The sequence below is a fragment of the Streptomyces sp. SID13666 genome (assembly GCF_010548325.1).
GTDB lineage: Bacteria > Actinomycetota > Actinomycetes > Streptomycetales > Streptomycetaceae > Actinacidiphila > Actinacidiphila fildesensis.
Genome location: NZ_JAAGLX010000007.1, coordinates 104,659 through 117,658 on the forward strand (window position 1 = coordinate 104,659; position 13,000 = coordinate 117,658).

General features: G+C 70.7%; 9 protein-coding genes. All 9 read left to right on the forward strand.

The genetic code is table 11. The features are described from left to right. The first annotated feature begins 110 nt into the window (after positions 1–110). Complete coding sequence (locus tag G3I60_RS13220; protein ID WP_164293612.1) at positions 111–479, forward strand: phosphopantetheine-binding protein; 369 nt, start codon at positions 111–113, stop codon at positions 477–479. Then, positions 472–3,240: a type I polyketide synthase gene (locus G3I60_RS46780; RefSeq protein WP_164607156.1), complete on the forward strand. Its 2,769-nt coding sequence runs from the start codon at positions 472–474 to the stop codon at positions 3,238–3,240. Before G3I60_RS13220 ends, G3I60_RS46780 begins: the two co-directional genes overlap by 8 nt. Next, entirely contained in the window at positions 3,237–4,007 is a 771-nt protein-coding gene (locus tag G3I60_RS13230) for a thioesterase II family protein (RefSeq protein WP_164293614.1), read from the forward strand. Before G3I60_RS46780 ends, G3I60_RS13230 begins: the two co-directional genes overlap by 4 nt. Positions 4,008–4,016: 9 nt before the next feature. Continuing rightward, positions 4,017–5,072, forward strand: coding sequence for an aldo/keto reductase (locus tag G3I60_RS13235; protein WP_164293615.1), 1,056 nt, complete (start codon positions 4,017–4,019; stop codon positions 5,070–5,072). A gap of 50 nt (positions 5,073–5,122) precedes the next feature. Further along, entirely contained in the window at positions 5,123–7,474 is a 2,352-nt protein-coding gene (locus G3I60_RS13240; protein ID WP_164293616.1) for a type I polyketide synthase, read from the forward strand. Positions 7,475–7,546: 72 nt separating this feature from the next. Further along, a complete protein-coding gene (ccrA, locus tag G3I60_RS13245) occupies positions 7,547–8,791 on the forward strand; it encodes a crotonyl-CoA carboxylase/reductase (protein ID WP_164293617.1) in 1,245 nt (414 codons plus the stop codon). 47 nt (positions 8,792–8,838) lie between these two features. Next, positions 8,839–10,590, forward strand: a complete 1,752-nt coding sequence (locus G3I60_RS13250) for a fatty acyl-AMP ligase (RefSeq protein ID WP_239069787.1) — start codon at positions 8,839–8,841, stop codon at positions 10,588–10,590. Between the two features lie 110 nt (positions 10,591–10,700). Next, positions 10,701–11,582, forward strand: a complete 882-nt coding sequence (locus G3I60_RS13255; protein ID WP_164293619.1) for a LysR family transcriptional regulator — start codon at positions 10,701–10,703, stop codon at positions 11,580–11,582. Positions 11,583–11,651: 69 nt separating this feature from the next. Beyond that, complete coding sequence (locus tag G3I60_RS46785) at positions 11,652–12,980, forward strand: cytochrome ubiquinol oxidase subunit I (RefSeq protein WP_164293620.1); 1,329 nt, start codon at positions 11,652–11,654, stop codon at positions 12,978–12,980. The last annotated feature ends 20 nt before the right edge of the window (positions 12,981–13,000 follow it).

Here is a 13,000-nt window from a genome sequence, read left to right on the forward strand (position 1 = left end):
ATAAACAACAGTTCTGCTTGGTGGGGAAGGAATCTATTGGACACCTTCCTGAGTGCGGCAGATGATCCTGTGGAACCCGCCAAATCGGCGAGCCAAAGGGGGGGCGTGGAGTGGATCACACATCTCGTACGAATCCACTGGAAATAGAGACAGCGGCTGTCGTTGCCGGGATCTGGTGTGAAGTTCTGGAAGTCCCCGAAGTGGGTGGTGACGACAACTTTTTCGATCTCGGCGGGCATTCCATTCTGCTCCAGATGGTTCGCGAAAAGGTCGTCCAGCGACTCGGAAAGAACGTTGAGCTCATTGAGTTCTTCAATCACCCGACCGTACGCTCCATTGCGCGTCACCTCGACAATGACGGCGGTGTACTGGCGAGGAACAGCCGACGCCGCCCGGCCGGGCGGGTGAACCGCCTCGCAAACCGGCGGGCCCAGCTCGACGGAAACTCATCGGACACCCGGGGAGAATTCAGTGAATGACTTCGACCCCCAGGATGACGCCGACGGGTTCATCGCCGTCATCGGAATGGCGGGACGTTTTCCGGGTGCCGCGGACATCGACGAGTTCTGGGCCAATCTGGCCGCCGGAACCGACTCGGTCACCCGCGAGACTCCCCAGGTCTTTCCAGGCGGCGCGCCCGACGGCAGCGACCTCACCTACGTGCCGTCCCGCGGCCGGCTGGACGGCGCCGAGTGGTTCGACGCCGACTACTTCGGCTATTCCGCGAAGGAAGCGTTCCTGATCGACCCGCAGCACCGGGTCTTCCTCGAGTGCTCGGCCGTGGCCCTGGAGGACGCGGGCCAGGACCCCGACCGCTTCCCCGGCGCCATCGGCGTCTACGGCGGATCCACCGAAACCCAGTACGCGCAGGCTCTGTCGGCGCAGCGTGAGCAGCTCGCGGGCGTCACCGAGGATGACATCCTGCTCGGCACCTCACCCGACTTCCTGGTGTCCCGCACGGCCCAGCGGCTGGGCTTGCGCGGCCCGGCCATCGCCGTGCAGTCCGCTTGTGCCACGGCCCTGGTCGCCATCCACACGGCGGGCCGAGGCCTGCTCGCGGGCGACTGCGACATGGCCCTGGCGGGCGGCGTCGCCGTGCATGTACCGCCGAAGAAGATCACCTGGAGCGGCCCGGACGGCACCCTGTCCCCCGACGGCACCTGCCGCGCCTTCGACGCGAAGGGCGACGGAACCGTCGCGAGCAACGGCGTCGGCGTCGTCGTGCTGAAGCGGCTGTCCGACGCGCTGTCCGACGGCGACCACATCCGCGCCGTGCTGCGCGGTTCCGCCGTCACCAACGACGGCTCGGCCCGGATCGGCTTCACCGCGCCCAGCGTTGAAGGCCAGGCCGCCGCCGTCCGGGAGGCGCAACTCACCGCTGGAACCGACGCCCGCACCATCACGTACGTGGAGGCCCACGGCACCGCGACTCCGCTGGGCGACCCCATCGAGATCGCGGCCCTCACCCAGGCCTTCCGGGACGGCACCGACGAGCAGGGCTTCTGCTCCATCGGCTCGGTGAAGACCAACATCGGGCACGCGGACGCGGCGGCCGGCGCCGCGGGCTTCATCAAGACGGTCCTCGCGCTCGGCCACCGCCAGATCCCGCCGAGCCTCCACTTCACCGAGGCCAACCCGCAGATCGACTTCGAGTCCAGTCCCTTCCGGGTCGCCACCGAACTCCGGGACTGGGCGCCCGCCGGCGCCACCCGGCGCGCCGGAGTGAGCTCCTTCGCGGTCGGCGGTGTCAACGCCCACCTGGTCCTGGAAGAGGCCCCGGAGCGGCCGGTGCGCGAGTCCGAGCGCCGCGCCCAGCTCTTGGTGCACTCCGCACGCACGCCCTACGCGCTGCGCGCCCGGCTGGACCGGTTCGAGGCCCATCTGGCCGGCCAGGTCCACCCTGCCTACGCCGATGTCGCCTGGACCCTCCAGACGGGCCGCCGCGAGCACGCGTACCGTGCCTTCGCGGTCGCGGGCGACGGCTCGGCCCCGGAGCCGGTCCTTGCCGCGGGGCCCCCGCGGGAGCGGCCCGTGGTGTTCCTCTTCCCCGGCACGATCGGCCCCGCGGAAGCCTGGCGGCTGTACACCACCGAACCCGCTTTCCAGGAGGCGTTCGACGCGGCCCTGGACAGCGGCGATCGGGAACTCGTCACCTCTGTACGCGAAGTGGCGCGCGGCCTTCGCCGGCCCGGCGACCCGGTGGTGCGCGACGCCTACGTCTTCGCGTTCGAGTACGCTCTCGCGGCGCTGTGGCAGCGCTGGGGCGTGCGACCCGGCGCGGTCTTCGGCACCGGAGTCGGCTCCCTGGCCGCGGCCGTCGTCGCGGGGGTCTTCCCTCTCGCCGACGCGCTGCGGCTGATCACCGAACCCACCCGCTCCCGAGCGGGCGACGAGGAACTGCGCAGGCTGGTCCACTCGGTGGGCACACAGGCGCACCGGATCCCCGTGATCCTCGGCGACGGCACCTGGTACGACGCCGACATGCCGATCATCGCCGAGCAGTGGGCGGGTGAACTGCGCGACCAGGCAGACCCGGACGCCGCGCTCGGCACGGCGCTGGCCGACCCCGGGCGCGTCCTCCTGCAGATCGGCGCGGGCTCCACCCTCGTCAGGCTCGCCCGGCAGCAGCCCGCGCACACTCCCGCGCACCTCCTGCTGGCCGCGCTGGCCGACCTCGACGAGGGCGGTGACGCGCTGGCGGCCCTCTACCAGGCACTGGGACAGCTGTGGCTGTCCGGGATCACGGTCTCCTGGACCGGGGTCCACGAAGGCGAGAGCCGGGTCAAGGTGGCGCTGCCCACCTACCCCCACGAGCGGCTGCCGTACCTGGTCCGTCACCCCGCCGAAGAGGCCCGGGCGGCACCCGGTGCGGGCATCCGGGGGACCGCGTCCGAAGACGCCCGGACGACGGACGAGGAACCGGCCACCGGGAGCGCCGCCGACGGCATCGGCCGGCTGGAGGCCGACGACCGCCCGGCCGACGACACCCCCCTCGGCCTGGTGCTGCGCCTCTTCGGTGAAGCGCTCGGACTGGCCGACGTCGAACCGGAGGAGAGCTTCTTCGAGCTCGGAGGCGACTCTCTCGTCGCCGTGAAGCTCCTCGCCCGGATCCGGGAGATCTATCCGGTCGAGATCAAGATGCGCTCGCTGTTCACCTCGGCCACGGCAGCCGATCTGGCCGGACTGATCGAGCAGAGGCTGGCCGAGCTGGACCAGGACACGGAAGAGGGGTCCACATGAACGGCACCGGAGCCGGCACCACGGCGGCGGCCGACCTGGAGGCCCGCTGGATCTCCAGCCGCAAACCGAAGACCGAGACCACCCTCGACCTGTTCTGCTTCGCCCACGCGGGCGGCTCCGCAGGGGAGTTCCTGCGGTGGTCCGGCAGCCTGCCCGGCATCCGGCTCTGGTCGGTCAAACTGCCCGGCCGAGCCCCCCGGCAGGACGAGCCCCCCTACTCCCGGATCACCGAACTCGTCACCGACCTTGTCGAACAGGTCGACTTCGGACGGCGTGACTTCGCGTTCTTCGGCCACAGCCTGGGCGCGCTGATCGCCTTCGAGACCGCCCGCGCCCTGCGCCAGGCGGGCCTGCGCCAGCCGGGCAGACTGCTGCTGTCCTCCATGCAGCCGCCCCCCATCACCACCCGGCAGCGCGCCCATCTGCTGCCGGACGACGAGCTGCTGGCCGAGATCGAGCGCCGCTGGGGCGCACTGCCGCTGGTCGTCCACGAGGAGCCGGAGCTCAAGGAGCTCGCCCTCCGCTACCTCCGGGCCGACGCCGAACTCGCCGAGACCTACGAGTACCTGGCCGAGGAGCCACTGGACATCCCGGTCACGGCGTTCGCCGGTGACCAGGAGGATCCCGCCCAACTCGGCTGGGACGTCCACACCCGGGGCACCTACCGCGCACACGTTCTGCGCGGCGGCCATTTCTACTTCCGCGACCCGGAGCAGCAGGCCGAACTACTGAGACTCATCGGCGGCGCACTGAGCACGGAGAACTAGGGGATACGCATGCGTTACACGACCTTCGGCCGCAACACCGGCCTGCGCGTGTCCGAGTACGCGCTCGGCACCGCCAACTTCGGCACGCTGTGGGGCGGCGGTGCCAACCGCGAGGAATCCCGCAAGATCTTCGAGCGCTTCGCGGAGGCGGGCGGCACCTTCATCGACTCGGCCGACAATTACCAGATCGGGGAGTCGGAGAAGCTGCTCGGCGAGTTCCTGGCGGCCGACCGCGACCACTTCGTGCTGACCACCAAGTTCACCTTGGGAGCCGGGCGTGCCCGGATCTCCAACACCGGCAACAGTCGCAAGAACATCCGCAGTTCGGTCGAGGCGAGCCTCAAACGGCTCGGCACCGACTACATCGACGTGTACTGGGCCCACCTGCCCGACTCGGTCACTCCGATCGAGGAGGTCCTCGCCGCGCTCGACGACCTCGTCCACGCCGGCAAGATCCTCCACGCCGGGCTCTCCAACTTCCCGGCCTGGCGGATCTCCCGCGCCGCAACCATCGCCGAACTGCGCGGCCTGAGCCGCTTGGTGGGAATCCAGTTCGAGTACAGCCTCGCCGAGCGCGGCGCCGACCGCGAGCTGCTGCCCATGGCCGAGGCCCTGGGCCTGGGCGCCGCCCTGTGGTCGCCGCTCGGCGGCGGCCTGCTCACCGGCAAGTACCGCAAGAGCCCCCGCGGCCGGCTCAGCGACTGGGAGGGCCGGGCCATCCGGGTCGAGGACTCCGAGCAGCGCACCGAGATCGTCAACGGCGTCCTGGCCATCGCCGGGGAGACGGGCGCGTCCGCCGGACAGGTCGCCATGGCCTGGCTGCGGGCCCGCGCGGCACGCTCGGCCACCACCATGGTGCCCGTCATCGGGCCCCGCACCGCCGATCAGCTCGACGACTACCTCGGCGCACTCGAAGTCATTCTCAACGAGGCCCAGTTCGACCGTCTGGAACAGGCCAGTGCGTGCCACCTCGGACAGCCCTACGAGCTGATCGCCGGCCACCGCGAGGCCGTACTGGGCGGCGAAGCCGGTCGATTTATCGGCCCGACCATTCCAGTGGCCTGAACACCCCACGTGAGCGGACGACTTGAACGTGAACAGGAAGGACGGATCGCATGACTGACCTCGCACCGGCCGACATCGACCCCGAAGCCTGCGCCGCCGTCGTCGGAGTGGCGGCGCGCTTCGGGCAGGCCGGGGACCTCGGCGCGTTCCGTGAGCGGCTGCGCGCCCCCGGCGAGGCGGTCACCGACGAGCCGCTGGCCGACCCGTACGTGTTCGACCACAAGTTCTTCGGCATCTCGCCGCGCGAGTCGGTCGTACTCGACCCGCAGCAGCGCATCCTGCTGGAATGCGCGCATCACGCCCTGGAGGACGCCGCCCACGACCCGACGCGTGACGACGCGGTCGTCGGCATCTACGCGGGCGGCGCCACCACGACTCACGCGGCGCGGCTGCGCCGGCAGGCCGACCGGTCGCCGCATACCGACGACCGGCAGATCCGGGCCGCCACCGGCGCCGACTTCCTCGCCTCGAGGGTCGCCTACAAGCTGGCGCTGACCGGCCCTGCCGTGTCCGTGCAGGCTGCCGGTGCGACCGCGCTGGTCGCCGTGCACACCGCCGTCCAGGCGCTGCTCGGCGGCGAGTGCGACCTCGCCCTGGCCGGGTCGGTCACCGTACACGCTCCCGAGGGCGGCGCGGTCGCCACGGGGGGCTGCGGGGTCGTCGTGCTGAAGCCGCTCCGCGCGGCCCTGGACGACGGCGACCGGATCTACGCCGTGGTGCGCGGCACAGCCGTCGGCACGGCGGGACCCGGCGAGTCCGCCGAGGCGGGCCGTGGCCGCACCGTCCGCGACGCCCTCGTGGTGAGCGGTGTCGCCGCAGACACGGTCGTCGCCATCGACACCCCCGCAGGGTCCGGCGTCACCGACACGGCGCCTGCCGCGGCCGCCTTCATCCGGGCCGTCCTCGCCGTGCACGACGCGGAACACCAATCGGGCGGCGCCGGCAGGCCGCGGCGCGCCGGGGTGAGCGGGTCCGGCCCCTTCGGCACGCACGCCCACGTCATCCTGGAGGAGGCGCCCGCCCCCGAGTCCCTCATCGGAGCGCCCTCGTCCGCCGCCGAGGTGGGCCGGCAGCTGATTCCCTTCTCGGCGAAGTCGCCGACCGCCCTGGCCGGTGCGGCCGCGCGGCTCGGCCGCCACCTGGAACAGGCCAAGGGCGCCGAGGAGCTCCAGGACGCGGCCTGGACCCTCCAGACGGGCCGTACGGCGTACGCCCACCGGGGCTTCGTCGTCGCACAGGACCACGCCGAGGCGGCCGCCGCGCTCGCGGAGGTCAAGATCAAGGCCAAGGACCGAGCGGGCGCGGGCTCCGTCGGCGTGGCACCGCCCGTGGTGTTCACCTTTCCCGGGCACGGCGGTCAGCACGTCGGCATGGGACGCGGGCTGTACCGCCTGGATCCGTACTTCCGGGCCGACCTGGACCGGTGCGCCGAGCACGTGCGGGCCGCCGCCGGTGTGGACCTGCGCGTCATTTTCGACCCCCGGGGCGAGGAGGCCGAGGAGACGGCCCGCCAGTTCCTCGCGGACGGAGCGATCGTCCAACTCGCTCTGTTCGTACTGGAGTACGCGCTGGCCCGGGCCTTCATCCGCTGGGGGATACGGCCATCGGCGGTCGTCGGCCACAGCCTCGGCGGCTACGCCGCCGCATGCGTCGCCGGGGTGTTCTCCTTCCCGGACGCGATCCGGATGGTCATCAAGCGCACCGAGCTGCTGCTGGGCCTGGCCGACGGCGCCATGGCGGCGGTACGGCTGGGGGAGGCCGAACTGCTGCCCCTGCTCCCTGAGGGCGTGGGCATCGCCGCGATCAGCGGACCCGACCAGGTGACCATTTCCGGGCCGCGCGAGCCGGTCACCCGCTTCGTCGAGGAGCAGGCCGCCAAGGGTCTGGAGACGCGCCTGCTGAAGATTCCGGGCGCCGGCCACTCCTCACTGGTCGACCCGGTACTCGACGAGTACGAGGCGTTCCTCACCGGCATCGTGTTCCACGAGCCGGCGATCCGGATCGTCTCCGACACCACCGGCACCTGGGCCGACCCGGCGGAGATCTCCACGCCCGCGTACTGGTGCCGCCACATGCGCAACGCCGTGCGCTACCACGACGTGCTGGAGACGCTCCAAGCCGTCGAGGGCAGTGCGCTGGTCGAGGTCGGCCCCGGCACCACACTGACCTCGCTGGCCCGCCGCCACGGGGAGCTGCGCTGGAGCCACCCGATCCTCCAGGGGCTGCCGCACCCGACGGACCCGACGCCCGACACCCAGATCCTCCTGTCGACGATCGGCTCGCTGTGGGCGGCCGGGGTCGAGGTCGAGTGGCCCGCGCTGCACCCGCTTCGCGATCCCCGCAAGACCTCGCTTCCGGGCTACCCCTTCGAACGCTCCGCGTTCCCGGTCCCCGGGGCCTGACCCAGCCGGCTGCCCCGGACCCGCAGTTTTTCGACACACCACCAGTTCACGAGCATCAGGAGAGCAGTGACCATGGGCAAGAGCCTGTACGAGCTCGGTGAGATGCCGCCGCTCGGTTCCATCCCGGAGAAGATGTACGCGTCCGTGATCCGTCAGGACCGGTTCGGTGAGCCGCAGAAGGCCTTCGCCACCGAGGTCATCGACACCCCCCAGCCGGGCCGAGGCCAGGTGCTCGTGTGGGTCATGGCGGCAGGCATCAACTACAACAACGTCTGGGCGGGGCTCGGTTATCCCCTGGACGTCATCGGAGCCCGCCAGAAGCGAGGCGAGCCGGAGGACTTCCACATCGGCGGCTCCGAGGGCTCGGGCGTGGTCTTCGCAGTCGGCGAGGGCGTGTCCGGTGTCCGGGCCGGCGACCAGGTCGTGCTCTCCGGCGGCCAGTGGGACGAGACCAGCCAGGACATCCGTCTCGGCGGCGACCCGACGTTGTCTCCCACCCTGCAGGCCTGGGGGTACGAGTCCAACTACGGCTCCTTCGCCCAGTTCGCCCTCGTCCAGGACTTCCAGTGCCACCCGAAGCCGAAGAACCTCACCTGGGAGGCCGCGGCGGCTTTCATCCTCACCGGTGCCACCGCGTACCGCCAGCTGTTCGGCTGGGCCCCCAACACCGTCCAGCCGGGCGACCCGGTGCTGATCTGGGGCGGTGCGGGTGGCCTCGGCTCGATGGCCATCCAGCTGGTCCGCAACGCGGGCGGGCTGCCCATCGCGGTGGTCTCCAGCGAGGAGCGTGCCGAGTACTGCCGCAAGCTGGGAGCCGTCGGCACCATCAACCGCCACGACTTCGCCCACTGGGGCCGGATGCCCGATCTCGACGACCAGGCCGCGTTCGGTGCCTGGATGGCAGGGGTGCGGTCCTTCGGCCGCGCGTACTGGGAGGCCCTGGGCGACCGGCGTGCGCCGAAGGTCGTCCTGGAGCACAGCGGCCAGGACACCATCCCCACCTCCATGTACCTGTGCGACACCGGCGGCATGGTCACCATCTGCGGCGGCACCTCCGGCTACGCGGCAGATGTCGACCTGCGCTTCCTGTGGATGCGCCAGAAGCGCCTCCAGGGCTCGCACGGCTTCAACCCGGCCCAGTGCCGGGCCGTGATCCACCTCGTCGGTTCCGGACAGCTCGACCCCTGCCTCTCCGAGCTGTTCACCTTCGGGGAGATCGGCGAGGCGCACCAGCAGATGCACGAGAACCGCCAGCCCCCCGGCAACATGGCCGCGCTGGTCAACGCGCGCCGGGCGGGACTCACCGACCTCGCCTGAGCGGCCCTTCGAGGATGTCCGCTGCCACCCTTGATGAACGGACGGCCATGAGTACTGATCCCACGACAGAGCGCACCCCGTTGCCGCTGCCGGCCATTCTGGCCCAGCGTGCGGAACGGACCCCGGACTCCGTCGCCTACGTCTACCTGCGCAACGGCGAGGAGATCGGCGAGCAGATCACCTACCGGGAGCTCGACGCCGACGTGCGGGCGAGGGCCGCGGCACTCGCCGAACTGGCCGGCGAGCGCCGCAGCGCCGTCCTGATGTACCCCACCGGCCTCGAGTTCATCAGGGCCTGGCTCGGCTGCACGGCGGCCGGCATCAAGGGGGCGCCCATCCAGGTGCCGACGCGCGGGCACGCCGTGCGGCGGCTGCGGACGATTGCCGACGACGCGCACACGACACTCGTGCTGACCACCCGCGAGGTCCGCGACCGGGTGCTCGCCGACTTCCCCGACCTGCCCGAGCTGGCCGGCTTGGAGCTCGTCGCGACCGACGAGCTCCTCGCGCCGGCCGCCGAGGTCGAGCTGCCCACGCCGGGGCTCTCGGACGTGGCGCTGCTCCAGTACACCTCCGGGTCCACCGGGGACCCCAAGGGCGTCATGGTCACGCACGCGAACTTCTGGTTCAACGCCGTGGCGATCGATGAGCTCTGGCCGGTCCAGGACGACGGGACCGTGGTCTCCTGGCTGCCGCTCTTCCATGACATGGGCCTCGTGCTGGGCCTCGTACTGCCCCTGTGGGCGGGCCGTCCGGCCTACCTGATGGGGCCCGAGGCCTTCATCCGACGTCCCGGCCGCTGGCTGGAGGCGCTGTCGCGGTTCGGGGGTACGCACGCCTCGGCTCCCAACTTCGCGTACGACCTGTGCGTGCGAAGCGACAGCGTCCGCGGCCCTCTCGACCTCTCGCGCTGGCGGATGGCCGTCAACGGCGCCGAGCCGGTCCGGGCGCACACCGTGCAGGACTTCGTCGGCAAGTTCGCCGCCGACGGGTTCGACCCCCGTGCCATGTGCCCGAGTTACGGCCTGGCCGAGAACACCCTGAAGGTGTGTGGCAGCCCGCAGGACGTCGAATCCGCGCCGCTCGTGCTGGACGCGCAGGCGCTGGGCCACGGCAGGGTGGTCCCACTCGCCGAGGACGCGGAGGCGTCCGCTTTCACCGCCACGGTCATGAGCGTCGGCCGTACGGTGGGCGACACCCGCGTTCGTATCGTCGACCCGCACACGCTCAGGGCGGCGGGTCCCGACGAGGTCGGCGAGATATGGGTCTCCGGCCCGTGTGTGGCCGCCGGTTACCTCGGGCGCGAGAAGGAGAGCGAGCGGACGTTCCGGGCCCGCATCGCCGGCGCGGCGGCGGACGGTCCGTTCCTGCGCACCGGGGACATGGGCTTCGTACGCAGCGGCGACGTGTTCATCACCGGCCGTCGCAAAGACCTGATCATCGTCAAGGGCCGCAACCACTACCCGCAGGACCTGGAGCACACGGCCGAGAACAGCCATCCGCTGCTTCGTCCCGCGTCCGCGGCCGCGTTCGCCGTGGATGACGGTGAGCAGGAGTCGGTGGTCGTGGTGGTCGAGGGCGACAGCCGTGTGGGCAGGTACGCGAGTGCGGAGGAAGTGACGACGGCGGTGCGTGCGGCACTGCTGCGCGACCACCGGGTCGATGTGGCGGACGTGGTGCTGATCCGCCGCGGGACCCTGCCCAAGACCACGAGCGGCAAGGTGCGCCGCCGTCCGTGCCGGGAACAGTACGAGACGGGAACCCTTGTCCGACTCACCGTGCCGAGTGTCACGGCTTAGCCGGGATCTGACATTGACACACGTGGATTTGACGGATTGTGCAGATTCTCATTCCTTGGATGTCCTTAATGCGAAGCGTTCATGGAGCGGTCGGCCGGTACGATGAATTCATGGAGTTGCGTCAGTTGGAGTACCTCGTGGCGGTGGCGGAAGAGGCCAGTTTCACGAAGGCAGCCGCGCGCGTGTTTGTGACCCAGCCATGTGTGAGCGCACAGATCAGGCGGCTCGAACGCGAGCTGGGACAGGACCTGCTCGACCGGGGCGGCCGGACGGTGCAACTGACGAATGTGGGAGCCGCGGCGCTGCCGCACGCGCGTGCCGTGCTGGCCGCGATCGACGGTATGCGGGGCGCGGTCGAGGACCTCTCCGGCCTCGTGCGCGGACAGGTCTCGATGGGCTCGGTCGCCTCCTCTCTCTCCTTGCGACTCCACGAACTCATCGCGGACTTCAGCGAGAAGCACCCGGCTGTGGAGATCTCCCTCAGCGAGGGGAGTACGGACCAGCTGACCGAGGCCGTGCGTGCGGGCCGGATCGATGTCGCGATCATCGGGACATCCGCCGAACCGCCGGCCGGCCTGGAGAGCGTGGTCATCGCCGATGAGTCCCTGATCGGTGCCGTTGGCCACAACCATCCTCTCGCGCAGCGCGACAGCATCACCGTCGAGGAGGTGGAGCGCCACGCGCTGATGTGCCTGTCCAGCGGCAGCGCCATGCGCGCCACCGCCGACGTGGCATGGGCCGTCGCGGGGATCAAGCCCCGTATCGCCTTCGAGGCCGGCGACCCCCAGGTTCTGGCCCAACTCGCGGCGCGCGGACTCGGGGTGGCGATCCTTCCCGAGCGGTTCGTGTTCGCCCAGCCGGAGCAGCTGCACCCCGTCGAGATCCTCAGCCCGCATCTGCGCGGCGGTCTCGCGCTCGTCTGGCGGTCCAGCGGCCGCATCGACCCGGCGGCCAGGGCCCTCGTGACGCAGGCATGCACGATGCTGGGCTAGGTCGCCGCCCGGCCAGGGCCCGGCCCCAGCTCCCCGCGCATCCCCTCCCCTCTCACCGGAAAGCGCCACGTGGACGTAGTTGACCTTGCCCGACTCCAGTTCGCCGTCACGGCGACGCTGCACTTCCTGTTCGTCGCCCTGACTCTCGGACTGGTCACGGTCGTCGTCGCGATGCAGACCCGGGCGATACGCACCGACGACCCCGCCCTTCGCTCCACGAGAATGCGCCGAGTGCGCTTCTGGGGCGGTCTCTACGTCATCAATTACGCGCTCGGCATCGTCAGCGGCCTTACCCAGGAGTTCCAGTTCGGGCTCAACTGGACAGGCCTCTCACATGTCATGGGCAACGTCGTCGGCGCCCCGCTGGCCGTGGAGAGCATGGTCGCGTTCTTCCTGGAGTCGACTTTCCTGGGCCTGTGGGCATTCGGGTTCGGCCGGGTGTCCGCCCGTGTCCACCTCGCGCTGATCTGGGGTGTCGCCCTCACCGCGTACGCCTCCACCTTCTGGATCATGGTGGTCAACGGCTTCATGCAGAAGCCGGTCGGCTACGAGATGAGGGACGGCACGGCTGTCGTCACCGACTGGGGTGCCGTCCTCACCAACGGGGCGACCTGGTACGCGCTGTTGCACATCGCGGGCGCCGTGGCCCTGCTCGCCGGACTGTTCATGGCCGCCGTCAGCGCCTACCATCTGCGCCGCGATCGCGACATCGGCTTCTTCCGTCCCACGCTGGTCCAGGGCTCGCTGATCGCGGGCTGCGGCGCGGTCGTCTCCGCGGTCGCGGGCATGGTGCACCTGATGAAGCTCAAGGACTACCAGCCCGAGAAGTACGCCGTGCTGATGGGGGGGAGCGGCGAGGAACTCGACCGGGTACGCGCTGTCGCGGAGGCCGCGTACGGACCCGGCAACTGGATGCCGCCCGCCTGGGTGGGCGCGGCGTCGGTACTGATGCTCCTCATCGGCATCCTGATGCTCTTCCTGAACTGGATCCCGGCCATGGCCGTCCGCGGCAAGGCCCCGGACGAGTCGCTGTCCCGCCGGCGGTTCCGGCTGTTCCTGCCCGTGATCCTGCTGCCCGCCGCTTTCCTGGCCGTGATCTGCGGCTGGCTCAGCCGGGAGGTCGGCCGCCAGCCGTGGATGGTCACCGGCGAGCTCACCGTTCGCGATGCCGTCGCCGACACCTCCCCCGGAGGAATGCTCGCGTCGTTGGTCGTCTTCACGCTCGTGCTCGGCACCCTCGCCCTCATCGACTGGGTCCTGATCTTTCGCTACGCACGGCTCGGACCGGACGCCGGGCTCCTCGGCGACGCGGGCCTGTTCCCGGACGCCACCGAGCACCAGGTGCTGTTGGAGGACGCACTGGCATCGCCCTCGGCCGATGTGCGCCACAGCTACTGACTCATCCCATCAACGTACGT